The organism is Nocardia sp. CNS-044, from assembly GCF_059570515.1.
Genome location: NZ_JCANSX010000006.1, coordinates 45,717 through 71,705, shown reverse-complemented (window position 1 = coordinate 71,705; position 25,989 = coordinate 45,717). Strand labels below are relative to the sequence as shown.

Genomic DNA, 25,989 nt, shown 5'->3' with positions numbered 1-25,989 from the left:
CGAGGGTAGCGCCCGATAAATGCCAGCGGTCGGCCGATGGGCCCCGCATCCGTCTCGAACAGAAAGGCGGCACGTGCGCATTCTGGGAATCAACGCGATATTCCACGATCCTGCCGCCGCCCTGATCGTGGACGGCGAAATCGTCGCGGCCGCCGAAGAAGAGCGGTTCAGCCGACGCAAGCACGGCAAGCGGCCGGTGCCGTTCTCCGCGTGGGAGCTGCCCGAGCAAGCGGCCAAATGGTGTTTGGACAAAGCCGGGATACGCCCCGATCAGCTCGACGCGGTCGGCTACTCGTACGACCCGAAGCTGGTCGATCACTCGCTCGACGGCCTCGACCCCGGAAGCGAGGAGACCCGCACGGACTACGCCTTCCGAGCGCCCGCATTCCTCGCGGCCGCGTTGCCCGGCCTCGATCCCACGAGAGTGCGTTTCGTGCGACATCACCTGGCACACGCCGCGTCCGCCGCGCTGGCCGCGCCGTTCGGCGACTCGGCCGTCCTGGTGGCCGATGGACGCGGCGAAAGCCATTCCTCTCTGGCCGGCGAATACCGGGACGGCAAATTCGTCGAGCTGGCCTCGCAGCGGCTGCCGCACTCGCTCGGCCTGATGTACGAGGACCTCACCGAACACCTCGGATTCGCCCGCTCCAGCGACGAATACAAGGTGATGGCCCTCGCCTCCTACGGCACGCCCCGGTTCCTCGATCGGTTCCGCGAGCTGGTGTATTGCACCGGTGACGGTGGTTTCCGAACCGAACCGGTGGACTGGGATTCTTTCGCGCCCGCCGTGATCGACGGTGCGTTTCGCCTCGACCACGCCGACCTCGCCGCGAGCGTCCAACGTCGACTCGAGGACGTGTTGCTCGAGTCGATTTCCTGGCTGCACGGTCAGACCGGTCAGCGTGACCTCACGCTGGCCGGTGGGATCGCGTTGAACTGCGTCGCCAACACCCGGTTGCACGCCGAAGGTCCCTTCGAACGGATCTGGGTGCAGCCCGCGGCCGGTGACGCGGGCACCGCCCTGGGCGCCGCGCTGCAACTGGCGGCCGAGTTCGGTGAACGTGCCACCCCGATGCGGGCGGCCGGTCTGGGTCGTGAGTGGACCGGCTCGGAGCTGGAAGCGATTCTCCGCACGGCGAAGGTCGCGTACACGAAGTCCGACGACGTCGCGGCGGATGTGGCGCGGGCGCTGGCGGCGGACGAGGTGGTGGCCTGGTTCCAGGGCCGCGCGGAGTTCGGCCCGCGCGCGCTCGGGCACCGTTCGCTGCTCGCGCATCCCGGTCGGGCCGAGAATCTCGAACGCCTCAACGAGGTGAAGGGGCGCGAACAGTTCCGCCCGCTCGCGCCGATGGTGCTCGCCGACCGCGCGGCCGAGATCTTCGGACGCGGACCGTTGCCGAGCCCGTACATGTTGTTCGTCCACGATGTCGCGCCCGAGTGGCGGGCCAGGATTCCCGCCGTCACGCATGTGGACGGCACCGCGCGGGTGCAGACCGTCGATCCCGCGGACAGCCCCGTCGTGGCGCGGATGCTGGCGGAGTTCGACAGGCTCACGGGTCTGCCCGTGGTGGTCAACACTAGCCTCAACACCGCGGGCAGGCCGATGGTCGATTCACCACGTGATGCGCTCGAGTGCTTCGGTTCCGCGCCGATCGATCTGCTCGCCATCGGCTCGTTCCTGGTGCGTCGCGCATGAATACCGTCGACTTCAGCGTCGTGATTCCGACCGTGGGCCGAGAGAGTATTCGGACGCTGCTCGAGTCGCTCGACGCCGCGACCGGCCCGAAGCCGCGGGAAATCGTCGTGGTCGACGACCGGCCCCATGGCGGGGAACTACCGCTGCCCGAGATGCTGTCTCCGGTACGGGTCGTCCGCTCGGGTGGCCACGGACCCGCCGCGGCGCGGAACGCCGGTTGGCAACACGCGTCGGGCGAGTGGATCGCCTTCCTCGACGACGACGTGCGCCCCGCGCCGGACTGGCCCGCCCGCTTGGCCGACGACCTGCACGACCTCGATGAGAGAACAGCGGCGTCCACGGCCCGCATCGAGGTTCCGCTGCCGAAGCACCGCCGACCGACCGACGAGGAACGGGGCGTCGCCCGGCTGGCCACCGCGCGGTGGATCACGGCGGACATGGCCTACCGCCGGACCGCGCTGCTCGCGGTCGGCGGCTTCGACGAACGGTTCCCGAGGGCATTTCGGGAGGACGCCGATCTGGCGCTGCGGATTTGTCTCGCCGGGTACGTCATCGCCAATGGGCAGCGGGTCACGCACCACCCGGTGCGTCAGTCGGGGCTCATGGCCAGTGTGCGAGCGCAACGCGGCAACGCCGACAACGCGTTGATGCGGCGCAAGTTCGGCCCCCGGTGGCGTCAGCGCGTGGGCGAGGACAAGGGATCAATGCCTCGCCACGCGCTCACCACGGCCACGGGTGTGGTCGCCCTGGCGCTCGGCGTCGCCGGACGCGAACGCGCGGCTTTGGCGTCCGCGGCGCTCTGGGCGACGCTGACCGGCGTATTCGCCGCGCGCCGGATCGCACCCGGGCCGCGCACGCCCGCCGAGATCGGCCGAATGGCGTTGAGCAGCGCGCTGATTCCACCGGCCGCGTGCTGGCACCGGCTGCGCGGCGAGCTGCGCCACCGGCACGTGACCCACGCTTCGCCGCTGGCGCTGCTGTTCGACAGGGACGACACTCTCATCGTCGATGTGCCCTATCTCGGCGACCCCACCGAGGTCCGTCCGGTACCCGGCGCCGTCGACGCGCTGCGGATGGTGCGCGCGGCGGGCATCCCGCTCGGCATCGTCAGCAACCAGTCCGGCGTCGCGCGGGGATCGATCAGCCACGAACAGCTGGCCGCGGTGAACTCCCGCGTCGAGGAACTGCTCGGGCCGTTCGCCACGTGGCAAGTCTGCGTGCACGGCGAAGGAGACGGCTGCGCGTGCCGCAAACCCGAGCCCGGCCTGATCAGACGGGCCGCGGCGGAGCTCGGCGTCGACGTCGGCAGGTGCGTGGTCATCGGCGACACCGGCGCGGATGTCGCCGCCGCGACGACCGCGGGCGCCCGCGCGATCCTGGTGCCGACAGCGCGAACCCTTCCCGAAGAAGTGCACCGCGCGCGGCACGAAGCGACCGTGGCGCGAGACCTGGCCGAGGCCGTTCGGCTGGCGCTGGCGGGTGTGCCGTGACCGGCGCGCTGTTCGAGGGATCGTGGCCTTGACCGGCTCGATCCTCGTGCTGCGCGCACTGGGCCTCGGCGATCTGTTGACCGTGGTGCCCGCCCTGCGCGGATTGCGCGACGCCTTCCCGGACGACCGCGTGGTGCTTGCCGCCCCGGAGTCCCTGCGCGATCTGGTCGATCTCGTCGACGCGGTCGACGAACTGCTGCCGACAGCGGGACTCGGTGCGCTCCGCTGGCCGGGTGCGCCGCCGAGGCTGGCGGTCAACCTGCACGGCAGCGGGCCGGAGAGCATCCGCGATCTGCTCGCGACAAATGCGGACATCCTGCTGAGCCATCGTCATCCGGATTTCCCCGACCTGCCCGGCCCCGAGTGGCGCGACGACATGCACGAGGTGGATCGCTGGTGCCGACTGCTGGAGTCCGCGCGGATCGACGCCGATCCCGCCGCGCTGCGGTTACCCGCGCCACGACAGCCCGCCCCCGAGTCGAACGTGGTCGTGATCCATCCCGGCGCGGCCTATCCCGCCCGTCTCTGGCCCGCCGAACGTTTCGCGCGCGTGGCTCGGGAACTCGGCGCAGACGGCCACCGGGTGGTGATCACCGGGACGCCCGCCGAGCTCCCCTTGGCGAACTCGGTCGCCGAGCAAGCGGGCCTACCGCCCTCGGCGGTGTACGCCGGACGCACCGACCTCGCGCGACTCGCCGCGCTGGTGGCCGACGCGGCGCTGGTGGTATGCGGCGACACCGGCGTGGGCCATCTCGCCACCGCCTTCGACACACCGTCGGTCCTGCTGTTCGGCCCGACACCGCCGAACCGGTGGGGGCCGCCGCTCACCGCGAAAGATCATGTGGCGCTGTGGGCCGGGGACATCGGCGATCCGCACGCCGACCGCCCGGACCCCGGGCTGCTCATGCTGCGACCCGAACAGGTGCTGGCGGCCGCGGCCGGATTGCTCGGAGAGAAGGTGCCCCATGGGTAGTCGCGTCGGAGTCGTCGGTGCCGGGTACGTGGGACTCACCAGTGCCGCGTGCCTAGCGCATCTGGGACATCACGTGGTCTGCGTCGACAACGACGAGTCCAAGATCGCGGCGCTACGCGCGGGGACGGTCGCGATAGTCGAGCCCGACCTGCCCGAACTGGTACGGGAGGGGCTCGCGGAGAACCGGCTCTTCTTCACCTCGGATCCGGGGGCGCTGCACGAATGCGAAGTGGTCCTGCTGTGCCTACCGACTCCCATGGGCACCGCCGGTACGGCCGACCTCGGCGTGGTCGAAGACGCGCTGGAGACCCTGACCGCGGTCCTGCCGCCGGATTGCGTGCTCGTCACCAAGTCCACCGTTCCGGTGGGGACGGCGGCTCGGATTCCGGCGCTGTTCGGTCTGCCCGCGGTCGTCAGCAATCCCGAATTCCTCCGTGAGGGCCACGCGGTGCACGACTTCCTGCATCCCGACCGCGTCCTCATCGGCGTGGAGGAGCGGGACCGCGAATCGGCCGACCGTGTCGCGGCGCTGTACGCCGGAACGGACGCGCCGGTGCTGCGATCGGATACGGCCAGCGCGGAGCTCGCCAAGTACGCGAGCAACGCGTTTCTCGCGGTCAAGCTCTCGTTCGTGAACACGCTCGCCGAACTGTGCGAGCGGGTCGGCGCCGACATCACCAAGGTCACCGACGCGATGGGCATGGACGACCGGATCGGTCCGGCGTTCCTCGCGCCCGGCCCCGGCTGGGGCGGCTCGTGCCTGCCCAAGGACACGCGCGCGCTCCTGCGGGCCGCGGAGGCAGCGGGCGTGGACTTCGCCGTCGTCCGGGACGCGTTGCGCGCCAACGACCATCAGCACGCGATGGTGATGCGCAAGATCCGCCGCGCGGTCACCGGTGCCGTCGACGGCTCGCTGTCGGGGACCCGGATCGGCGTGCTCGGGCTCGCGTTCAAGGCCGGGACGGGAGACCTGCGCGATTCCCCCGCCGTCGCGATCGCGCGGCAACTGTCCCATCACGACGCCGCGGTCACCGCCTACGACCCGTGTGTGCCTCGGTCGGTCGCCGCCGACCTCGACGGCATTCGCGTGGTGGACGATCCGTACCTGGTGGCGAAGCGCGCCGGTGCGATCGTCATCCTCACCGAGTGGCCCGAATTCCGTTCGCTCGACTGGACCAGGCTCGCCGCCGATGTCGACCGTGCCGTGATCGTGGATACCCGAAATCTGCTCGACGAACGTTTGCTGAGCGGCACCGGCTTCGCCTTGCTCGGCACCGGCACCGCCGCGGCTTCCGGAGACGGACCGACGTGAACGGTGCCTCCGCGGGCCGATTGTCCAGGCGGCCAAGAACTTCGGCTCATCTACCGGGCTGTCGCTGGGGGAAGCGCAAGCGCGGGATCTCGTGGACGATTCCTGCCTGTAGGTCCCGTCGATTTCCATGCGGCGCGACGTAGCGGCTTCCGGTGACGGTCATCGACGTTCCGGCCTCGGCCGCGTGCAGCCCAGTGTCCGGGTATCCGAGTACGGCGGTAATTGACCGAGGTCGATCTACGTCCGGGGGGTGTCTAGGCGCGCAGCAGCAAGTACGCGGCGACTACCGAGCCGATGACGGCGCCGCCGTAGCAGACCGCGATGATCAACGCGCTGAACCGCTCCAGCCGCAAGCCGTGTGTCAGCGTGTACCGGAAGCGGTGTGCCCAATGGAACAGAGCCAGCGCGCAGAGGCCGAAAAGGACCAGCCGGGTGACGGGATGACGCAACACCGAGAGCAGGTCTGCGTGGTCCGGCGCGGGCAGCCAGTCCAGGGGAAAGGCGATGCCGAACAGGAACAGCAGCACCGGCACGAGCAGCGCGGCGGCCATCCCGCCGGCGCTGAACAGCAACCACGCCAACGGTTCCGGGGATCTTCTGTTCGTCATCGCAGCACCACCCACAGCACGATCGCCGTCAGCAGACCCCACAGCAGATAGTGCGCCCCAACGATCGTGGCCGGTGCGACGCGCCGGTTCCGAACCCGCACGACCATCGCCTTGGGCGCGAGGCCGAACCAGGTGACCGTGTGCAGTAGCACGAACAGCAGGGCGATCGTGTTCAGCGCGACCACCCACCCTCCGGAGCTCCAGCTCAGAAACCGTTGATACTCCGCGCTTCCCGAACTGACCGCGTGGACGAGGAGCAGCAGATACACCACGAACCAGGCGACGAACACGCTGCTGAGTTCGCGCAGAACGAAGAGCAGGTACGAGCGGCGTCGCACCCACCAGAACGTGGGGACCGGCTTGCGGTACAACCGCGGCGCCGTGGTCATCGGGCCCGCCAAGGCATGAGGAAATCTCGCAGCGATTGCGTGGCCGCGGTCAGTTTGTAGCGTTGGATCGCCCCGGCCGGGTCGACCCCCTTGGGGCAGGCGGTGCTGCACTCGCCGACCAAGGTGCAGGACCATACTCCCTCCGGAGAAGAGAGCACGTCCCGCCGATCCGCGGCTCCCTCGTCACGCGAGTCGAGGTTGTAGCGCTGGGCCAGCGCGATCGCCGCCGGACCGAGGAACTCGGGCTCGAGCGCGTAGACGGGACAGGCCGAGTAGCAGAGCATGCAGTTGATACACATGCTGTATTTGCTGTAATCGTCCATTTCGGACGGTGTTTGCAGGTACTCGCCGTCCTCGGGCGGCCGGTGTTCCTCCCTGATCAGCCATGGCTCTACCGCCGTCAGCTTCTGCATGAAGTCGCTGATCTCCACGACGAGATCCCGGATCACCGGGAAGTTGCGCAATGGCTCGACCCGCACCGGCCCGGGCGCGTAGTCGGTGAGGAAAGTGGCGCAACTCAGCTGTGGCTCGCCGTTGACGGTCATGCCGCAACTACCGCAGATGCCCATCCGGCACGACCACCGGTACGACACCGTCCCGTCGAGGTCGTCCTTGATGTAGTTGAGGCCGTCGAGCACCGTCCATTCCTTGCGCAGCGGAACCTCGTACGACTGCGGGACCGGTTCGTCGTCTCGATCCGGTCGGTAGCGCGCGACCTGCAGGGTTATCCGGTCCGCCATCGCCATCACCTCCCATATACGCGTTCGGCCGGAGGCCAGCGGGTAATCGTCACCGGCAGGTACGAGACGCGGCCCGGACCGTCCGGCTGCCGATGGATCAGCGAATGGGCCAGGAATCGCTGGTCGTCCCTGGCGGGGAAATCGGTCCGTTGGTGCGCGCCACGGGATTCCTCCCGCGCCAGTGCGCAGGCGACGATGCATTCCGCCACGTCGAGCATGCAGGACAGCTCCAGCATCGCCACCAGTTCGGTGTTGAACGCCCGGCTGTGGTCGTCGAGGTGCGCGCTGCCGAACCGTTCGCGAAGCTCGCGCACCTTGTCGGCCGCCGCGGTGAGGGAGGCGCCGTCCCGGTAGATCCCGGCACCGGTCTCCAGCGTCTCTTGCATCTCGGTGCGGATTTGGGCGATGCGTTCGGATCCCTCGGCATGCTGGGCCAGTCGCTGTTCCAGCCGGTCCTGTTCGGTGCGTCCGCGCGCCACGACCGCCGGTGTCTCGCGGGTCTTGGCGGAGCTCGCGTACTCGGCGGCGGCGTGACCGGCTCGCGCGCCGAAGACCAGCAACTCGGGCAGGGAATTCGACCCGAGCCGATTGGCGCCGTTGATGCTGACGCAGGCGGTCTCACCTACGGCGTACAAGCCGTCCAGGGGTGTCGCGCCGTGGATGTCGGTATGGATGCCGCCCATCATGTAGTGGACGACCGGGCGAACCGGGATCAGCTCCCGGACCGGATCGATGTTCTGGTACTTCGAGCACAGCTCGCGCACGAACGGCAGTTTCGTGTCGATGAGAGCCGCGCCGAGGTGGCGTAGGTCGAGGTGGACGACGTGTCCGTACGGCGTGCCGATGGTCCGGCCCTTGTCCAGCTCGTGCACGAAGGCCTGCGACAGCCGGTCACGCGGCCCGAGTTCCATGCTTCGCATCACCGGCTTCGGTGCGGGCGTCCCGAGGTCGTAGTCCTGCAGGTAGCGGTAACCGTCCTTGTTGAGCAGCCAGCCGCCCTCCGCGCGCGCCGCTTCGGTGATCAAGATGCCCGTGAATGGAAGCCCGGTCGGGTGGTACTGGACGAACTCCATGTCCTTGAGCGGTGCGCCCGCCCGGTAGGCCAAGGCCATACCGTCGCCGGTGTTGATATTGGCGTTGGTGGTGAACGGATACACCCGGCCGCAGCCGCCGGTGCACACGATGACAGCGCTGGCGAGAATGGTTTCGACGCGTCCGGTGGCCAGTTCGATGGCGACGATGCCGCACACCTTGCCCTCGTCGACGAGCAACGTTGTGGCGAACCACTCGTCGTACCTGACGATGTCTCGATACGACAGTGCGGTCTGGAACAGCGTGTGCAGCATGTGGAAGCCGGTCTTGTCGGCCGCGAACCAGGTGCGGTTGTTCGTCATGCCGCCGAACGCGCGTACCGCGATGCGCCCATCCGGCTTGCGGCTCCATGGACAGCCCCAATGTTCCAGCTGGAGCAGCTCGCGCGGTGCTTCCTGGACGAAGGCCTCGACAGCGTCTTGGTCACAGAGCCAATCGCTGCCGGAGACCGTGTCGTGTGCGTGCTCGTCGAGGCTGTCGCCGGGATCAGCGACAGCGGCCGCGCCACCCTCGGCGGAGACGGTGTGGCTGCGCATCGGATAGACCTTGGAAACGATCGCGATACTCAACCGGGGGTTGTCTTGCGCGATGGCGATGGCCGCACGCAGGCCCGCGCCGCCCCCGCCAACGATCACTACATCGTGCGAAGCGGTCATGGTGGCACCACCCGGGCGTCGTCGGTCAGGCCTCGAAGTCGGCGCTGTGCTCGTCCATCAGGACCTTGCCGTCGTGGCGGACGGTTTTGATCCGAACGCTGCCGTCGTGGAATTCGTGTCGAATCCTGCGGCAGCCGCAGTCGTAACGCAGGTCATCGATGACCAGGCCCGCGTCGTCGTTTTCCCGGTGGCGAGCCCCGCCCCGCAGTTTCCCGCATGGGGCGCGTTCGGTGCTGAACTGCTCGGTGGTGCTAAGCATCTCGGCCTCCCGGCTAACCGGTGGCACACCCTACTGATCGGTGTAGAAGACAAGCGTACGCGCATTGCCCCCGGGTCGGGCCTAGACGACCTTGGCGTCGATCAGCCGCTGCCAGATCTCGCCCTGATCGATGACCTCGACGCCGAGTTTCTCCGCCTTGGCCAGCTTGCTCTCACCGACTCCCGCGCCGGTGACGAGCAGGTCGGTGTTCGCCGACACCGAAGACGCCACCGTCGCGCCCGCCTTCTCACACAAGCGTTGGAATGTCGGCCGGGCGACCTTTTCGCCGGAGCGCGGGTCGCTGATGGCGCCGGTGATCACCACCGCCTTGCCCGCCAGGGGCGCGCCCGCCGCGACGACCGGGGGCAGGTCCTCTTCGCGCACATCCAGACAGACACCCGCGGCGCGCAGCCGCTCCAATTCCGGGCGCAGGCGAGTGAGATGCTCGACCAGGGAGGCGGCGACCTTCGGTCCGATATCCTCCACCGCCACGAGCCGTTCCTCGCCCGCGTCGGCGACCTCCTCCAGGGAGCCGAATCCCGCTCGGGCCAGGCGCGCGGCGGTGCCATCGGAGGCCATCGGGATCGCCAGGCCGATCAGCGCGCGACGCAGGCCGACCTGGCGGCTGGCATCGATCGAGTCGATCATGCGCGCGGCCGAGACCTCGCCGATGCGGTCGAACTCGAGCAGACGCTCCTTGGTCAGCGTGTAGAAGTCCGCGGGACTCTCCAGAATGCCCGCCTCGGCCAGGCGTTCGATCCACACCGGTCCGATGGCGTCGATGTCGGCCGCCGCCCGCGACGCCCAGTGGATCAGCCTGCGCACCGTCTGGGCGGGGCAGGAGGCGTTGGTGCAGAACAGTTCTCGGCTGTTGCCCTGTTCGGTCACCGGCTGCGCGCACGAGGGGCAGGCGGTGGGCGGCACGATCTCGCGTTCCTCGCCCGTGCGCTTGGAGGCGTCGAGCACGCCCGCGACGAACGGGATCACGTCGCCCGCGCGGCGCACCAGTACTGTGTCACCGATTTTGATGTCGCGGGCGCGGATCACCTCTTGGTTTGCCAGCGTGGCTTTCGTGACTGTGGTGCCGCCCACGAACACCGGCTCCAGCCACGCGACCGGGACGATCTTGCCCGTCTTGCCGACGTCCCAGACCACCTCGGCCAGCAGCGTGGTCTTCTCCTCGGCGGCGAACTTGAACGCCAGCGCGCCGCGCGGGGAGTTCGACCGCGTCCCGGCCGCCGCGTAGGCATCGCGGTCGGCCAGTCGCAGCACCGCGCCGTCGAGGTCGTAGTCGAGTTCGTTGCGGCTTCGCTCGATCGCGGTGATCGCGGCTTGCGCCTGCTCGGCGTCGGCGCAGTGCCGCATCTGCGCGCCCATGATGCCCAGTGCCGCCAACCCCTCCACGAGGTCGACCGCGGCGGCGTCGGCGGGGGTGTCCAGGTCGAATCCGAAGAACTGCAAGCGCCGGCCGGCGACCGTGGCCGGGTCCTTCGCCCGCAATGTGCCCGCGGCGGCGTTGCGTGGATTGATCAGCGGCTTGTCCGGATGGGCGGTGTTGTAGGCGAGGAAGGTCGAACGCAGCATCACCGCCTCGCCACGAACCTCCACCCGCCCCGAGAGGCCGATCCGCTCGGGAACGCCGTCGACCAGCGCGCGAACCAGCATGGTGACGTCGTCGCCGGTGGTGCCATCGCCCCGGGTCACGGCACGCACCAACCGCCCGTCCTCGAAGACAAGGGCCAGGGACAAGCCGTCGAGCTTCGGCATCACCACCACCGGCTGGCCGGGAAAACGTTCGAAGAACGCCGCGACCTGCTCGGGCTTGGTCGCCTTCTCGAGCGACAGCATCGGACGCGAGTGCCGCACCGGCGCGTGCAGCACCGCGGGCGCGCCGACCTGCTCCAGCGGATTCGGGTCGGGCGTGAGGTCGGGGTGCGCCCCGATCAGGGCACGAAGCTCGTCCTCGAGCGCGTCGTACTCGGCGTCCGCGACCAGCGGCGAGCCCTGGTAGTAGGCGTCGCGCAGCGCCACGATGCGGTCCGCGAGCTCTTGGATACGTTCACCGGTTTCCACAGCACGGGAGGCTACCGATACCCACCGACACTGCCGTCGAGGCGCTTCCGCCCGGCCTAGCTGAGCGTCTTCAGTGCCGCCGCGTCGTACGGCTTCAGCTCGTCGATCCGCCCCGCCAGGACCTTGGACGCCCACTCCGGGTCCTGGAGCAGGGCGCGACCGACAGCGACCAAGTCGAATTCGTCGCGCTCCAGACGATCGAGGAGGTTGTCGAGGCTGCCGAGTTCGGCGCCCTGGCCCGTGAACGCACGGAGGAAATCGCCGTCGAGGCCGACCGAGCCGACGGTGATGGTGGGCTTGCCAGTGAGCTTCTTGGTCCAGCCGGCGAGGTTCAGGTCCGAGTCGTCGAATTCCGGGAGCCAGTAGCGACGAGTGGAGGCGTGGAAGGCGTCCACGCCTGCCGCGGCGAGCGGAGTCAGGATCGCCTCCAGCTCCCGCGGGGTCTCGGCGAGTCGCGTGTCGTAGGCCTCCTGCTTCCACTGCGAGTAACGGAAGATCACCGGGAAGCCGGGCGAGACGGCGGCGCGAACCGCGGCGACGACCTCGGCCGCGAACTTCGTACGGCCCACGGGGTCACCGCCGTAGACATCCGCACGGCGGTTGGTGCGTCCCCACAAGAACTGGTCGAGGAGATAGCCGTGCGCACCGTGCAATTCGACGCCGTCGAAGCCGATGCGCTCGGCGTCGGCCGCGGCCTCGGCGAAGGCGCCGATGACGTCGTCCAGGTCACCCTGGGTCATCGCCTTGCCACCCTCGGTGCCGTCGACACGAATACCGGAGGGGCCGACAGCGGGTGCGTCAGGGTAGGGCGCGTCGCCCTGGTTGCGGACCATGCCGATGTGCCACAGCTGCGGCACGATCTTGCCGCCCGCCGCGTGGACGTCCGCGGCGACCTGCGCCCACCCCGCCAACTGCTCCTCGCCGTGGAACCGCGGCACGCGATCGCTCTGCCCCGCCGACTCGTGGCCGATGTAGGTCCCCTCGGTGACGATCAGGCCCACGCCGGCGGCGGCGCGCCGGGCGTAGTACGACCGCACGTCGTCACCGGGAATGCCGCCAGGGGAGAACATGCGCGTCATCGGCGCCATCACGATGCGGTTCGGGACGGTCAGGCCGTTCAGCGTGACCGGCCGGGACAGGATCTCGGCCGTGCGGGAGGCCTTGGACGCGGTATCGATCAACTGGATGCTCCTAGTAGTTACTTGAGGAAGTCGATGGTTGAGAACTTCAAACAACGCAGCCACCGTAGAGCTAAGTATTTGAGATGGTCAAGTTTCTGCGGATAGGGTGGTTCGCATGGCAGAAGCTTCCGGCGTCGACACGGCCCAGCTCATGGAGCTGCTCTCGGTGTCGCTCGGCACCTACTACAGCGACTTCACGGCCGCGGCGGCGAGCGAGAACCTCACCGCGAGCCAGGCCAGGACGCTGAGCGTGCTGCGCCGGGGGCCCGTCGCGATGCGCGCCCTGGCCGAGACCTTGGCCTGCGACGCCTCCAACGTGACCGGGATCATCAACCGGCTGGAGAAGCGTGGCCTCGTGCGCCGGGAGGCCAGCGCATCCGACCGGCGCGTCACCAATCTCGTCATCACACCCGAGGGGTGGCAGGTGACCGAGACGATCCGGGCGAAAATGTGCGCCACCCGAGAAGGCCTGGACAGGCTCAGCGACCAGGACCGAGACCGTCTGTGCGCACTGCTGGAACAGGTTTTCGTCGCCCGGCTCGCCACCCGGTCCGACTCGTCTACCTCGGTCACCGGTCGATAGGCGCCGCCGACTCCGGCCCCGCACCCTCGAGCAAACCACCCTGTCCGGCGATGGGCGACCGTGAGGGGCGCAGGGCTCCCGAACGCCATAGCGGCCCGTGCCGAACCGCGGCCGAGGGAATACTCGAGGGCGGTCGGCAGGTTGCGGGAAGCGTGTGCGAAATCGTAGAGAATTCGTAGATGGCGGGGGAATACCCCAAGATTGCGCAGGTCAGCGATGGGATAGGCTTTATCGGTCATGAAGTCGGCTTTTTCGGGTCCGGTCATCGGTGCTGCGCCCCAGACGGTCTACCTCGATCATGCGGCGACCACACCGATGCTGCCCGCGGCGATCGAGGCGATGACGGCTGCCATGGCGCGGCCGGGGAACGCCTCGTCGGTGCACGGATCCGGGCGGGCCGCGCGCCGGTTGCTCGAGGAGGCGCGCGAGTCGATCGCCGCTGATCTGGGCGCCCGGCCGTCCGAGGTGATCTTCACCTCCGGCGGAACCGAGAGCGACAATCTCGCGGTCAAGGGCATCTACTGGGCGCGCAGGGACGCCGACCCGTGCCGCACCAGGATCATCGCCAGCGCGATCGAGCACCACGCGGTCATCGACACGGTGGAATGGCTCGAGCGGCACGAGGGCGCGCAGGCCACCTGGCTGCCGGTCGACGCCGACGGCGTGGTGTCGCCGCGCTCGCTGCGGGCGGCGCTGGCCGAGCACCCCGACGAGGTCGCCCTCGTCACCGTCATGTGGGCGAACAATGAGGTCGGCGCGATCCAGCCGATCGCCGAACTCGCCGCGGTGGCACAGGAATTCGGCGTTCCCATGCACAGCGACGCGATCCAGGCGGCGGCCCAGCTGCCCATCGATTTCGCCGCGAGCGGGCTGTCCGCGGCGAGTTTCGCCGGGCACAAGGTCGGCGGACCGCACGGTGTCGGCGTGCTGTTGCTTGGCAGGCAGGTCGGGTGTGTGCCGCTGTTGCACGGCGGCGGGCACGAGCGCGACCTGCGCTCCGGCACCTCGGACACCGCGGCCGCGGTCGGCCTTGCCACCGCGCTCGACGCCACGGTCGCCGAATTGCCCACGCGCACAGCCGAATTGATCGCCTTGCGGGACGCGCTCATCGCGGGCGTCACGGCGGCGGTGCCGCACGCCGTGCTCAACGGTCCGGTCGGCGCGCAGCGCTTGCCGGGCAACGCGCACTTCACGTTCCCCGGTTGCGAAGGCGATTCGCTGCTGATGCTGCTGGATGCGGCGGGGATCGAATGCTCGACCGGCTCCGCCTGCAACGCGGGCGTGGCCACGCCGAGTCACGTGCTGATCGCCATGGGCGTCGAACCATGGGTGGCGCGCGGCTCGTTGCGATTCTCCTTGGGGCACACGTCGACCCGCGCCGACGTGGACGCCCTCCTCGATGTCTTGCCCCAGGTGGTGGAGCGGGCCAGGGCCGCTGGTCTTGCCGGTGCGAAAGGTGGTGTGTGATGCGGGTACTCGCGGCGATGAGCGGTGGTGTCGATTCCGCCGTCGCGGCGGCGCGCGCCGTCGACGCCGGGCACGAGGTGGTCGGCGTGCACCTCGCGCTCTCGGCCACGCCCGGCACGCTGCGCACCGGTTCGCGCGGCTGCTGCTCGAAGGAAGACGCGGGTGATGCCCGCCGCGCGGCGGACGTGCTCGGAATCCCTTTCTACGTCTGGGATTTCGCGGACCGCTTCAAGGAAGACGTGATCGACGACTTCGTCGCGGCCTACGCGGCGGGCGAGACGCCCAACCCGTGCCTGCGCTGCAACGAGAAGATCAAGTTCTCGGCGCTGGCCGACCGCGCGGTGGCGCTCGGCTTCGACGCCGTCGTCACCGGCCACTACGCCCGGCTGGAGGACGGTGTGCTGCGCCGCGCGGTGGACGCGGACAAGGACCAGTCCTACGTCCTCGCCGTGCTCACCGCCGAGCAGCTGTCCCGCGCCATGTTCCCGGTGGGCGACACCCCGAAGCCGCAGATCAGGGCCGAGGCCGCCGAGCGCGGACTCGCGGTGGCGAACAAGCCCGACAGCCACGACATCTGCTTCATCCCTTCCGGTGACACCCGCGCCTTCCTCGGCGCGAAGATCGGCGTCCGGCCGGGCGCGGTCGTGGACGCCGACGGCCAGGTGCTCGCGAAGCACGAGGGCGTGCACGGCTTCACCATCGGCCAGCGCAAGGGTCTCGGGCTCGCGGGCCCCGCGGCCGACGGCAAGCCGCGCTACGTCACCGACATCGATCCCGACTCCGGCACCGTGCGCGTCGGCTCGGCCGAGGACCTGCGGGTCTGGACGGTGCGCGCCGAGCGGGCGATCTGGACCTCGGGCACGACGCCGGAGGGGCCGATCGAGTGCGTCGCGCAGGTGCGCGCGCACGGCGGCACCGCGCCCGCGGTCGCCGAGGCGGCGGGCGACGGGCTCGAGGTGCGGCTGCGCGAGCCGTTGACCGGCGTCGCGCGCGGACAGGCCGTCGTGCTGTACCGGCCCGACGCGGCGGGCGACGAGGTGATCGGCAGCGGGACCATCAGCGACACCTCGCGCGAGCCGCACTCGGCCGACGACGCGGCGCGCGTCGAGGCGCGGTAGAGGAGCCGATCGTCCGTCCTTATCGGTCGATGTACCCGTTGCAGTACCGGGGCGCGGTAGAGGAGCCGATCGGCCGAAGTACCCACTGGCGCACCGGGGCGCGGTAGAAGTCGATCGCCCGTCCCGATCGGCCGACGTACCCGCTGGCGCACCGAGGTGCGGTAGAGAAGCTGATCGTCGTCTTGATCGGCCGACGGACTCGTCGCCGCACCGAGGAGCAGGCCGCGAGTCCGACAGGCATACGCCATGATCGCCCCGGCTGCGGTGCGGGGTAATGTCACGATGCCGCGGCCGGGCGGACTGGGACGGATCTCGGCATCAGGCGTCGAGCCACCGGTGCACGCGGCGGCATCCATCACACATCGACATGGGTAGGACGTGGTGAGCGAAACCGGTACTGACGCTGCGGATTCCGCCGACCCCGGCGCGTTCGACCCGTTGCCCGGCGGTATCGCGACGGCCGTCGGCTCCTGGCCGGGCGCCGATCCGCGCGAAGCCGCGAACACCGTGCTCGGCGAGCTAGCCGAGCTGACCCACCTGCCCGAGCTACCGGGCCGCGGTCTCGGATCCGACATGATCGGCCGCGTCTCGGCCCTGCTCGTGGACATGCGCTTCGACATCAGCACCCGCGGTTACCGGCTCGCCGCGCGTCCCGGCGCGGTCTCCCGCCGCGCCCGCGATCTGCTGCGCGCCGACCTGGACGCGCTCGAAGAGGCATGGGAGACAACGGGTTCGGCGGGTACAGGACGCGTCGTCAAGGTGCAGGCCGCCGGTCCGCTCACCCTGGCCGCCGAGGTCGAGCTGCCCGGCGGGCACCGCGCGCTCACCGATTCCGGCGCCCTGCGCGATCTTTCGGAATCCCTCGCGGAGGGCCTCGCCCAGCACGTCGCCGAGGTCGGCAAACGGCTCGGCGCGCGGGTCGTGCTGCAACTCGACGAGCCGTCGCTGACCGACGTGCTGAACGGTTCGCTGCGCGGCGTCAGCGTGCTGGACACCGTGCGCGCGATGCCGGATCCGGAGGCGCTCGCGGTCCTCGACGCCGTCATCGAGGCGCAGGCCGCGCCGGTGCTGGTGCACAGCTGCGCCGAGCCGCCCGCGCTGGCCTTTCTGCGCCGCAGCCAGGCCGCCGCGGTCGGCTTCGACCTCGCGACGATCCACACCCGCGATCTCGACAGCATCGGCGAGACGCTCGACGCAGGTAAACGGCTGGTGCTCGGGCTGGTGCCGACCACCGACCCGGCGATCAGAGCCGCCGCGACGGCGACCACGCCGCAGGCGCCGGTCACCTGGCGTGAGATAGCGGAACCGGGCGTGCGTCTCATCGATCGCCTCGGCTTTCCGCGCGCCACGCTCGCCGACCGCGTGCTCGTCGCACCGGCGTGCGGGCTCGCGGGCGCGCCGCTGTCCTGGGCCCGGCGCGCGCTGAATCTGGCGAACGAGGTGGCGCGCGCCTTCGCCGAGGACCCGGAGTCGCTGACCTTCTCCTGACCGGTCCGGACCGCGCGGCAGGGCTCGGACGTGCGGGAATGTGTCGGTGGCCTCGACTACTCTGCCTTTCGTGAGCGAGAGCGAGAGTGTGGCGATTCCGGCGACGGCAGAGCAGCGGGTGGAGTGGCAGCGGCTCGCGGACGAGGTTCGCGAACACCAGTTCCGCTACTACGTGCGCGACGCGCCGATCATCTCCGACGGCGAGTTCGACGAGCTGCTGCGGCGGCTGCAAGCCATGGAGGACGAGCATCCGGACCTGCGGACGCCCGATTCGCCGACCCAGCTCGTCGGCGGCGGCTTCGCGACCGACTTCACCGCGGTCGACCATCTGGAGCGGATGCTCTCGCTGGACAACGTGTTCAGCTATGACGAACTGCGCACATGGGCCGCGCGGGTGGAGGCCGAGACCGGCCCGAACCTGCACTACCTGTGCGAGGTGAAGATCGACGGCGTCGCGCTCAACCTGGTCTACGAGAAGGGCAGGCTGGTGCGCGCCGCGACCCGTGGTGACGGTCGCACCGGGGAGGACGTCACGCTCAACGCGCGCACCATCGACGACATCCCGGTCGAGCTGGCCGCCGCCGACGAGTTCCCGATTCCCGACCTGCTCGAGGTGCGCGGCGAGGTGTACATGCGGTTGGCGGACTTCGAGACCCTCAACGCGTCCATCGTCGCCGAGGGCAAGCCGCCCTACGCCAACCCGCGCAACACCGCGGCCGGTTCGCTGCGGCAGAAGGACCCGTCGGTCACCGCGCGCAGGCGGCTGCGGATGATCTGTCACGGTTTCGGCCGCATCGAGGGCTACATGCCGTCCTCGCAGTACGAGGCGTACCGTGCGCTGGCCGCCTGGGGCCTGCCGGTCTCCGAGCACACCCGGCGGGTGCAGGGCGTCGAGGCGGTGATCGAGCGGGTGGCCTACTGGGGCGAGCACCGCCACGACATCGAGCACGAGATCGACGGCCAAGTCATCAAGATCGACGAGACGTCGCTGCAACGTCGCCTCGGTTCCACCTCGCGCGCGCCGCGCTGGGCGATCGCCTACAAGTACCCGCCCGAGGAGGCCACCACCAAGCTGCGCGACATCCAGGTCAACGTGGGACGCACCGGCCGCGTCACGCCGTTCGCGGTGATGGAGCCCGTGTCCGTCGCGGGCTCGACCGTCGCGATGGCGACGCTGCACAACGCGTCGGAGGTCAAGCGCAAGGGCGTGCTCATCGGCGACACCGTCACCATCCGCAAGGCGGGCGACGTGATTCCCGAGGTGCTCGGCCCGGTGGTGGACGCGCGCACCGGCGAGGAGCGCGAGTTCGTCATGCCGACGCACTGTCCGGAGTGCGGCACCGAGCTCGCGCCGGAGAAGGAAGGCGACGCCGACATCCGCTGCCCGAACCAGCGTTCCTGTCCCGCGCAGCTGCGGGAGCGGGTGTATCACGTGGCCAGCCGCAACGCCTTCGACATCGAGGCGCTCGGCTACGAGGCCGCCGTCGACCTGCTGAAGTCCGGCGCCATCGCCGACGAGGGCGATCTGTTCGACCTCGACGAGCCGCGCCTGCTCACCACCTCGCTGTTCGCCAACAAGAGCGGCACCCTCTCGGCGAATGGCAAACGGCTGCTGGACAATCTGGACTCCGCCAAGGAGCGTCCGCTGTGGCGGGTGCTCGTCGGCCTGTCGATTCGGCACGTCGGCCCCACCGCGGCCAGGGCGCTGGCCGCCGAGTTCGGCAGCATGGAGCGGATCGAGTCGGCCACGGCCGAGGAACTCGGCGCCGCCGACGGCGTCGGCCCGACCATCGCCGCGGCGGCGGCCGAATGGTTCACCGTCGACTGGCACCGGGCGATCGTCGACAAGTGGCGCGCGGCCGGTGTGCGGATGGAGGACGAACGCGACGAGTCGATCGAGCGCACGCTGGAGGGCCTCTCGATCGTCGTCACCGGTTCGCTGCAAGGCTTTTCGCGCGACGGCGCCAAAGAAGCCATTCTGATGCGCGGCGGTAAGGCGGCGGGTTCGGTCTCCAAGAAGACGGCGTTCGTGGTGATCGGCGAGTCGCCCGGTTCGAAGGCGGCCAAGGCCGAGGAGCTCGGTGTGCCGATTCTGGACGAGGACGGATTCCGATTGCTGTTGGCGGGTGGGCCGGAGGCGGTGACACCGGCGGCGTCCGGCGCCGAGGGAAACGTCGAGGAGTAGGCCCCGCGGCGGTCGGCGTGTGCGCCGTCTGCGAACGGCACTTGACCTGAACCTTGCTTCAGGTATGACGATCGGTGGGTAGGCGTACCTCCGCATTCGCTCCATGCGCGGCTACCTCGGCAGTCGCTCCGGCCATGCGACGGCGTACCTCCGCAGTCGTTCCGGGCGTGCGCGGCGTACCTCCGCAGTCGCTTCGGCCGTGGGGTGGTCTTCGGAGGGATCGAGTCCGACAGCGCCTACCAGGCAACTAGGAGGAGGTCATCATGACTCACCGTCCCACCGCCCTCATCACCGGCGCGTCCGCCGGGCTCGGCCGCGCGCTGGCACGCGCGTTGACCGGGCGCGGCTGGCGGGTGATCGGCACCGCCCGTCGTGGTGATCGGCTCGACGAGGTCCGCGCCGAGCTCGGCGTCGCATTCGTCGCCGTCACCGGCGATGTCACCGATCCGGCGCACCGCGCGCGGCTGGCCGAAATCGCCGATGGCGCCGGACCTCTCGACCTCGTGGTGAACAACGCCAGCAGGCTCGGCCCGAGCCCGCTGCCGCGGCTGGCCGACTACCCGCTCGACGAGCTCGAGGCCGTGTATCGCACGAACGTGGTGGCGCCGCTGGCCGTTCTGCAAGCCACGCTGCCCCTGTTCGGTCCCGGCGGGGTGATCGTCGACATCAGCTCCGACGCCGCCGTGGAGCCGTATCCGGGATGGGGCGGGTACGGTTCGGCCAAGGCGGCGCTGGACCAGCTCACCGCGATCCTCGCGGCCGAGCATCCGGAGCTGGCCGTCTACTCCTTCGATCCGGGCGATATGCGCACCGAGATGCATCAGGCCGCGTTCCCCGGCGAGGACATCTCCGATCGGCCGGAGCCGGAGAGCGTCGTGCCCGCGCTGCTGCGGCTCCTCGACGAACGCCCGAGGAACGGCCGTTACACCGCGGCGGATTTCGCGGTGGCGCGATGAGTGGCGGGGCGTCGCGCCGATCTGCGAAAGGCATCGTGCCGTCCGCGCGGCACCGCTCGTTGTCGAAGCACGGAAAGATCCGGGCGGCAACGCCTTTCGCCGCGTGGGCGCGGACTTTCGAACTGCCGGATCGGCGCAATGCCGATGCACCGCCGGAGGCGCGTGGGTTGGCGCGGGACGAAGTCCGGCTGTTGGTCGCGGGAGACCGGTCGACGCACGCGCGGTTCCGCGAACTGCCGCGGTATCTGCGACCGGGCGACCTAGTGGTGGTGAACAACTCGGCTACGACCTCGGCGGCGGTCGACGGCACACTCGCCGATCTGCCGATCACCCTGCACTTCGCCACCTGGTTGGACGACGGCGGTTGGGTGGTCGAGGCGCGCACCCGCGAGCGCACCCCGCTGCCCGACGGCGAACTGCGTGCGGGCGCTGTGCTCGAGCTGGCGGGCGGAGCGCGCGCGACGCTGCGCGAACCCTGGTTGCCGGGGGCGCGCAGGTTGTGGATCGCCGACGTCACCGTGGATCCGCGGGTTCTCATGAGTGAGCACGGACGACCGATCACCTACTCCTACGTGCCGCGGCGATGGTCGCCGTCGTACTACACCACGGTGTTCGGACGGATTCCGGGCAGCGCGGAAATGCCCAGCGCCGCAAGGCCCTTCACGCACGACGTGGTGCTGGATCTGGTGAGCTCGGGTGTCTCCCTCGCGCCGATCACGCTGCACACCGGCGTCTCGTCACCGGAAGCCGGGGAGCCGCCGAGCCCGGAGCGTTTCGCGGTGCCCGCTGCGACGGCCCGGCTGGTGAACGACACCAAAGGCGCGGGCGGGCGGGTCGTCGCGGTCGGCACCACGGTCACCAGGGCCCTCGAATCCGCCGCCGACAAGGATGGTCGGGTACGGCCCGTGAGCGGGTGGACCGAACTGGTGCTCGGCGCGGACCGCCCCGCTCGCGTGGTCGACGGGCTGATCACCGGCTGGCACGCCCCCGGCGCCTCCCACCTCGATCTGCTCGTCGCGGTCGCGGGGGAGACCACCGTGCGCCGCGCCTACGCCGAGGCGCTCGACACCGGCTACCTGTGGCACGAATTCGGCGACAGCGCACTGCTTTTCCGCGGCGACGACCGCGACTAGGTCGTACCTCCGCGTTCGCGTGGGCGCCGACCTTCGAACTGCCGGATCGCGCGATGCCGATTCACCGCCGGCGGTGCGCGGGTTGGCTCGGGACGAAGTCCGGCCGCCTGGTCAGGGACCAGCGGGTCGCGGGTCTTGTGGACGAACGCCACCGGCGCGCCGTCCAGCCCACGGCCGTGCGCGGCTTACGGGGCGACTCCGTCCGGCTGCGCCCGTCGGGCGAGGTGAAACGTGCTGCGCCGCAAGACTGTCAAACCGAACGTCTTTCCGGCGGTGTGCTTGTCAGGCGGCCGTGACCAGCACGGTCGCGCTCTCCTGGCCCTCGATCTCGAAGCGCGCGCAGTGCCCGCCCGGATCGAGTTCGACGTGCCGACGGTTGACCCGGCGCGGGCCGGTGGTGTCGACGACGACCTTGGTACCGCTGGTCGAACACACCTTGGTCACCGCGGGGTACGCGGTGTAGGTCGCGCTGCCGCTCTGACACAGATTGGTGGCGTTGTTCAGGAACACCCGCGCGGTACCGTCCTGGCACGGCGCCTCCGCGATCGCCGTCTGCGGCACCGCGACCACCGCTCCCGCGGCGACCGCCCCGATCACCGCACCGCGGATCACGAGCCGACGAAGTATCCGTGTCATCGCTGCACCTCATCCCTGGGAGACGTTCCGACAGCCACGCCCCGCACAGGACCTAGCGCCAGCATGCTAACCCCGATCGGCCGACCTGTCCCCCCGTCCGTCAGCTGTCGGCCGCCGGTTTTTCGGGAAGAGGATGTCGTCGACCGCGACCGCGGTGTCGGCGAAGTGCAGCGGAATGAGTTCGCCAGGACGGAATTTGCGCACGTTGGCATAGCCGACGGGAGTGGGCTCGGTATGTTCGTAGATCAGTTCCCTTGTGACGACCCAATACACCGGATACCCGCCCCGGCTGTAAAGGTTGGCCTTGATAGTGAGGTCTGGCACGACCGTCTCGTCGGAAACCTCGACGACCAGCGGGATATCGTCCGGGGCCCACACCGAGATCTTCCGCCCGACGACACCGATCGGCTCGGAATCGAGCCGTCGGACCCAGCAGCCCGGGTCGGGAAGAGAATCCTCGGTCGGCAGCGTTGTTCCGCTGACCTCGAACCCGTCCGACTCCAATGCCAGTCCGACGCGGAATACGGCTGGCCCGTGCCAGTCTCCGATGACCACCGACCAGACCTCCCCCTCCACGAGTTCGACCCGATGGTCGAACGCGCCCGCTTGCCACGCGCGCAAGAACTCGTCGCGGCTCCAGCGGTAGGCGATCGAGGCCTCGGTCATGAAGCCAAGCCTACCGTGCCGTGCTCGAGGTGAGGGCGGAAGCGCGTCGCATCGGGCCAGGTAGCGGTGAGGAAATCGAACTTATCCACAACTACGGACTCGGCGGGCGCCGTGTGCTGGTTCGTGCACCGACGCGGGTTGGTGTCGCCTCGAGGTGGGTGGGACGGAAGTATGGCGGCATGCTGCGGAGTTTTCAGGTGACCAACCACAGATCGCTGGCCGAACGGCAGGAGTTGCGGCTGACCAAGGGGAGCGGGCCGGTGGCGGTGCCGGTGACCGCGGTGCACGGAGGGACGGCGGCGGGGAAGACGAGCCTGGTCGACGCGCTCGGGCACATGCGCGACGCGGTGCTGCACTCGGTCACGGGGTGGGATCCCTACGCGGGCCCGGTTCGCGCGCCGCACTTGGGTTTTCCGGATCGGCCGTCGGAGTTCGTCGCGGGGTTCGTCGCGGAGGGCTGCCCGTTCACCTACGGCTTCCGGTTGGACAACGCCGAGGTGACGGCCGAATGGTTGTACAGCCATCCGCGCTCGCGCAAGCGAATCGTGTTCGAGCGCAACGGCGAACAGATCAAGATCGGGCCCATGTTCGAGGCCGCCCGCTACGGCATCGCCGCGCTGGTTCCGCTGGTGCGCCCGAACGCGTTGCTGCTCAGCCTCGCCGGGCAGATGTACGCCGAGGCGCTGGTCCCCGCCTACCGCTGGTTCTCCTCGATGCTGGAGGTACAGCGCGGCGCCGCCGAGCCGAACGAGATCGCGCACCGGTTGGGCGGCCACATCTCTCGGTCCCCGGACAACGCGGCCCGACTGCTGCTGTTGCTGCGCGCCGCCGAACTGGGCATCACGGATCTGCTGATCGCCGAGAACGACCCGCTCTACGCCGACTACCTGCGCGAACTCGACGCCGATATCGAGGGCGCCGCCAAACAGGTCGAGCTGTGCGCCACCTCGCCCGCGCACGCCGACCGACTACTACAGGACACCGGGCTCACACCGCTGCTGTTGGAACGGGAGCTGACCAACCTGCGCGCCGCCCGCGACGCGCTCTACACCCGCATGGTGGGTCGGCGCGGGGTCGGCCTGAGCCTCGTGCACGCGGGCATCGACGCCCCGTTCGACATCACCGACGAATCCGCCGCGACCCTCTCGCTGCTGCGCCTGCTGCCCACCATGCTCGACGCGCTCGACAACGGCCGGGTACTCGCGGTCGACGACATCGGCGCGCACCTGCCCGCCGAACAGGCCGACCGGCTGATCCAGCTGTTCCAGAACCCGGAGACCAATGCCCATGGCGCCCAACTCGTTTTCACCACCGACAACCGCTCGCTGATCGATCGGGGCAACGGGCGTTCGCAACGCACCCGCACGGCGGTCTGGCAGGTCCGGCGCACGGAGCGCGGGACGAGCGAGCTGGCCGCGCTCTGACCCCACCGTTGCCCCATACGATGGACCCATGCTGGAACTCGCAATGCTGGTGATCATGGTCACCCTGCTCGTCGCGCTGCTGGTGTCCTACCGCCGGGGGCGAAAGGGCTTCCAGCTGGCCGAACCGGAATCCGGCACCCTGTACGTGACCGGCGTGAGCCCGCGCCCGGACGCCGTGGGCGAGCAATACGTCACGATCACCGGCAACCTGACCGGCCCCTCGGTACCGGGGACCGTGGTCTACGGACGCTTCGCCTGGGACGTGAACCAGTGGCCCGCGATCGGCGACTACATCCCCGTGGTGTACCCGCCGGGCAAGCCGGACCGGTGGCAGATCCAGCACCCCGGCGGCCGTCCTAGCCTGGGTTCCTGAACTGGTCGGATGTCTAGGTCGCGCGCGGCGGTGGCAGGATGCCGGTATGGGCGCGAGCGAGCTGGTCATCCGGACGGCGATCCCGGAGGAATACGCCGCGGTCGGTGAGCTGACCGTCGACGTGTACGTGGGCGAGGGCTATGTCCGGCCGGGCAGTCCGTACGTCGCCGAGCTGGCCGACACCGAACGCAGGGCCGCCGCCGCTGCGGAGGTGTTGGTCGCCGTGCACGACGACCGCTTGATCGGCTCGCTCACCGTCGCCCGCTACGGCACCCCTTATGCGGAGATCGCGCGGCCCGGCGAACTGGAGTTCCGCATGCTCGCGGTCGCCAAGCGGGCCCGCGGGCTCGGTGCGGGAACGGCGTTGGTGCGCACCGTGATCGAGATGGCGAGCGCGCAAAAGTGCGAGGCGGTCGCGCTGACCACCATGTCCGCGATGGTCGACGCCCGCCGCATCTACGACCGCTTCGGTTTCGTCGCCGTGCCGGAACGGGATTGGACGACGCAGGCGGGCGAGCTGCTCACCGTGCTGCGGCTACCGCTACCTCCACGCTGACACCGTTCGCGCGAATCCGACTGCGCGCCAAGAGCAGTTCCCTCCGGCGCGGTTCGGGTTCAGCCGAGCACGGTCGCGACGATTCCGGCCAGGTAGCCGAGCCGCGCCACCTCCGACGGCCGGAAGTCCGGGCCGCCCGGCCTGCCGAGCAGCAGCACCTTGCCGGTGTTGCCCAGCGGCGCCGCCGCCAGCTTGGTGTCCATGTCGCGCCAGATCTGCGGCACCCACTCGGCCTCCGGATCGAGCACCGCGGGCTTCTCCAGCGGCATCCACGGCGCCGAACCGGCCTGGGTCTGCGGCGCGCTCTGGCTGCCGACGAGCCGATAGGCGCCGTGCGGGCCCAGATCGATCACCGTGCTCCAGCCGACGCGCAGCACCCGGGGGACGCCGTCGACGAGCACTTGCAGCCGATCGTCGCGGGCGCTGGCCACCTGGTCGATGAGCTCGAGCTCGCGGTGCGTGTCCAGCACGCCCGAATAGGGGCGGATCGAGTCCACGTGCACGTCGCCGATCGATTCCGCCGCGGTGATCAGCGTGTCCGGGAGCGCGTTGGGTGGAACTTCCACGACGAGATCGTCCACGGCGAAGCCTGCCCCTCGTTCGACCACATCCAGCGAGAGGATGTCGGCGCCGACGGAACCCAATGCGAGCGCGAGTGCGCCGAGGCTTCCCGGGCGATCCGGAAGTTGCACGCGGAGCAGGTATGACACGCGCGTTCCTTTCCTCTGGCCGGCCGAGCCTGGTGGTCGGATACCCGGGTCAGGCAATACTTACACCCCTTGCGGCCTGTTATCGACTCGAAGCGCTGCCAGTGACGAACGCCACGCGGCAATTTCGCGCCATCTCGGCGTGTCGCTCTAGATCCCGTGGTGTGTCGTCGCGGTTCTTGCTCTCGGACGGGCGGTGCGTCGCGCGGCGTAGTGTTTGTCTGTCCA

Annotated in this window: 24 protein-coding genes; 14 read left to right on the top strand and 10 right to left on the bottom strand. The window is 69.7% G+C overall.

All coding sequences use genetic code 11. The features are described 5' to 3' along the window. The first annotated feature begins 73 nt into the window (after positions 1–73). The 4 genes from T333_RS09085 to T333_RS09070 are packed head-to-tail and all read left to right on the top strand — an operon-like array spanning position 74 to position 5,471. On the top strand, positions 74–1,696 hold the full coding sequence (locus T333_RS09085; RefSeq protein ID WP_496424209.1) for a carbamoyltransferase family protein: 1,623 nt from the start codon (positions 74–76) through the stop codon (positions 1,694–1,696). After that, entirely contained in the window at positions 1,693–3,186 is a 1,494-nt protein-coding gene (locus T333_RS09080) for an HAD-IIIA family hydrolase (protein ID WP_496424208.1), read from the top strand. Before T333_RS09085 ends, T333_RS09080 begins: the two co-directional genes overlap by 4 nt. Before the next feature lie 22 nt (positions 3,187–3,208). Then, the gene (locus tag T333_RS09075; RefSeq protein WP_496424207.1) at positions 3,209–4,159 is read left to right on the top strand and encodes a glycosyltransferase family 9 protein; all 951 of its coding nucleotides are present in this window, start codon (positions 3,209–3,211) and stop codon (positions 4,157–4,159) included. Then, a complete protein-coding gene (locus T333_RS09070; RefSeq protein WP_496424206.1) occupies positions 4,152–5,471 on the top strand; it encodes a UDP-glucose dehydrogenase family protein in 1,320 nt (439 codons plus the stop codon). The genes T333_RS09075 and T333_RS09070 overlap by 8 nt, the downstream gene beginning before the upstream one ends. Positions 5,472–5,725: 254 nt before the next feature. Here T333_RS09070 and frdD read toward each other — a convergent pair whose 3' ends face one another. From frdD to T333_RS09035, 7 genes are all read right to left on the bottom strand, one after another. Next, a complete protein-coding gene (gene frdD, locus T333_RS09065) occupies positions 5,726–6,079 on the bottom strand; it encodes a fumarate reductase subunit FrdD (RefSeq protein ID WP_496424205.1) in 354 nt (117 codons plus the stop codon). Next, positions 6,076–6,468, bottom strand: coding sequence for a fumarate reductase subunit C (locus T333_RS09060; RefSeq protein ID WP_496424204.1), 393 nt, complete (start codon positions 6,466–6,468; stop codon positions 6,076–6,078). The genes frdD and T333_RS09060 overlap by 4 nt, the downstream gene beginning before the upstream one ends. Continuing rightward, on the bottom strand, positions 6,465–7,208 hold the full coding sequence (locus tag T333_RS09055; RefSeq protein ID WP_496424203.1) for a succinate dehydrogenase/fumarate reductase iron-sulfur subunit: 744 nt from the start codon (positions 7,206–7,208) through the stop codon (positions 6,465–6,467). The genes T333_RS09060 and T333_RS09055 overlap by 4 nt, the downstream gene beginning before the upstream one ends. 5 nt (positions 7,209–7,213) lie before the next feature. Then, positions 7,214–8,956, bottom strand: a complete 1,743-nt coding sequence (gene frdA, locus T333_RS09050) for a fumarate reductase (quinol) flavoprotein subunit (protein WP_354999187.1) — start codon at positions 8,954–8,956, stop codon at positions 7,214–7,216. Between the two features lie 25 nt (positions 8,957–8,981). After that, positions 8,982–9,215: a hypothetical protein gene (locus tag T333_RS09045; RefSeq protein ID WP_357253375.1), complete on the bottom strand. Its 234-nt coding sequence runs from the start codon at positions 9,213–9,215 to the stop codon at positions 8,982–8,984. An 81-nt stretch (positions 9,216–9,296) separates the two neighbouring features. Further along, positions 9,297–11,288 (bottom strand): NAD-dependent DNA ligase LigA, encoded by a 1,992-nt coding sequence (gene ligA / locus T333_RS09040; protein WP_354999189.1) that lies wholly within the window; start codon positions 11,286–11,288, stop codon positions 9,297–9,299. Between the two features lie 56 nt (positions 11,289–11,344). Further along, positions 11,345–12,469 carry an NADH:flavin oxidoreductase gene (locus T333_RS09035; protein WP_496424202.1) on the bottom strand — a complete coding sequence of 375 codons (1,125 nt, stop codon included), beginning with the start codon at positions 12,467–12,469 and terminating at the stop codon, positions 11,345–11,347. Between the two features lie 115 nt (positions 12,470–12,584). Here T333_RS09035 and T333_RS09030 point away from each other — a divergent pair, with 115 nt between their 5' ends. The 7 genes from T333_RS09030 to T333_RS09000 all read left to right on the top strand — a co-directional run bounded on the left by T333_RS09030 (position 12,585) and on the right by T333_RS09000 (position 21,399). After that, on the top strand, positions 12,585–13,052 hold the full coding sequence (locus tag T333_RS09030; RefSeq protein ID WP_496424201.1) for a MarR family winged helix-turn-helix transcriptional regulator: 468 nt from the start codon (positions 12,585–12,587) through the stop codon (positions 13,050–13,052). Positions 13,053–13,289: 237 nt separating this feature from the next. Next, positions 13,290–14,519 (top strand): cysteine desulfurase family protein, encoded by a 1,230-nt coding sequence (locus T333_RS09025; RefSeq protein ID WP_496424200.1) that lies wholly within the window; start codon positions 13,290–13,292, stop codon positions 14,517–14,519. After that, positions 14,519–15,637, top strand: coding sequence for a tRNA 2-thiouridine(34) synthase MnmA (gene mnmA / locus T333_RS09020; protein WP_496424199.1), 1,119 nt, complete (start codon positions 14,519–14,521; stop codon positions 15,635–15,637). The genes T333_RS09025 and mnmA overlap by 1 nt, the downstream gene beginning before the upstream one ends. Before the next feature lie 438 nt (positions 15,638–16,075). Next, positions 16,076–17,125: a methionine synthase gene (locus tag T333_RS09015; RefSeq protein ID WP_496424752.1), complete on the top strand. Its 1,050-nt coding sequence runs from the start codon at positions 16,076–16,078 to the stop codon at positions 17,123–17,125. Between the two features lie 70 nt (positions 17,126–17,195). Beyond that, positions 17,196–19,310, top strand: coding sequence for an NAD-dependent DNA ligase LigA (ligA, locus tag T333_RS09010; RefSeq protein WP_496424198.1), 2,115 nt, complete (start codon positions 17,196–17,198; stop codon positions 19,308–19,310). Positions 19,311–19,573: 263 nt separating this feature from the next. Then, on the top strand, positions 19,574–20,266 hold the full coding sequence (locus T333_RS09005) for an SDR family NAD(P)-dependent oxidoreductase (RefSeq protein ID WP_496424197.1): 693 nt from the start codon (positions 19,574–19,576) through the stop codon (positions 20,264–20,266). After that, positions 20,263–21,399 carry an S-adenosylmethionine:tRNA ribosyltransferase-isomerase gene (locus T333_RS09000; RefSeq protein ID WP_496424196.1) on the top strand — a complete coding sequence of 379 codons (1,137 nt, stop codon included), beginning with the start codon at positions 20,263–20,265 and terminating at the stop codon, positions 21,397–21,399. Before T333_RS09005 ends, T333_RS09000 begins: the two co-directional genes overlap by 4 nt. Before the next feature lie 282 nt (positions 21,400–21,681). On the opposite strand, the gene T333_RS08995 is transcribed toward T333_RS09000, so the two are convergent. Together T333_RS08995 and T333_RS08990 are read right to left on the bottom strand one after the other, a co-directional pair. Beyond that, positions 21,682–22,035, bottom strand: coding sequence for a hypothetical protein (locus T333_RS08995; RefSeq protein WP_357253402.1), 354 nt, complete (start codon positions 22,033–22,035; stop codon positions 21,682–21,684). Positions 22,036–22,101: 66 nt separating this feature from the next. Beyond that, positions 22,102–22,701 (bottom strand): Uma2 family endonuclease, encoded by a 600-nt coding sequence (locus T333_RS08990; RefSeq protein ID WP_496424195.1) that lies wholly within the window; start codon positions 22,699–22,701, stop codon positions 22,102–22,104. Between the two features lie 179 nt (positions 22,702–22,880). Here T333_RS08990 and T333_RS08985 point away from each other — a divergent pair, with 179 nt between their 5' ends. From T333_RS08985 to T333_RS08975, 3 genes are read left to right on the top strand one after another with little or no spacing between them, the layout of a single operon-like run. Beyond that, complete coding sequence (locus tag T333_RS08985) at positions 22,881–24,125, top strand: AAA family ATPase (protein WP_496424194.1); 1,245 nt, start codon at positions 22,881–22,883, stop codon at positions 24,123–24,125. A 28-nt stretch (positions 24,126–24,153) separates the two neighbouring features. After that, positions 24,154–24,498, top strand: a complete 345-nt coding sequence (locus T333_RS08980; RefSeq protein WP_354999198.1) for a hypothetical protein — start codon at positions 24,154–24,156, stop codon at positions 24,496–24,498. 46 nt (positions 24,499–24,544) lie between these two features. Then, the gene (locus T333_RS08975) at positions 24,545–25,054 is read left to right on the top strand and encodes a GNAT family N-acetyltransferase (protein ID WP_496424193.1); all 510 of its coding nucleotides are present in this window, start codon (positions 24,545–24,547) and stop codon (positions 25,052–25,054) included. A 59-nt stretch (positions 25,055–25,113) separates the two neighbouring features. On the opposite strand, the gene T333_RS08970 is transcribed toward T333_RS08975, so the two are convergent. Further along, positions 25,114–25,764 (bottom strand): ACT domain-containing protein, encoded by a 651-nt coding sequence (locus T333_RS08970; RefSeq protein WP_067781705.1) that lies wholly within the window; start codon positions 25,762–25,764, stop codon positions 25,114–25,116. Positions 25,765–25,989 lie beyond the last annotated feature (225 nt).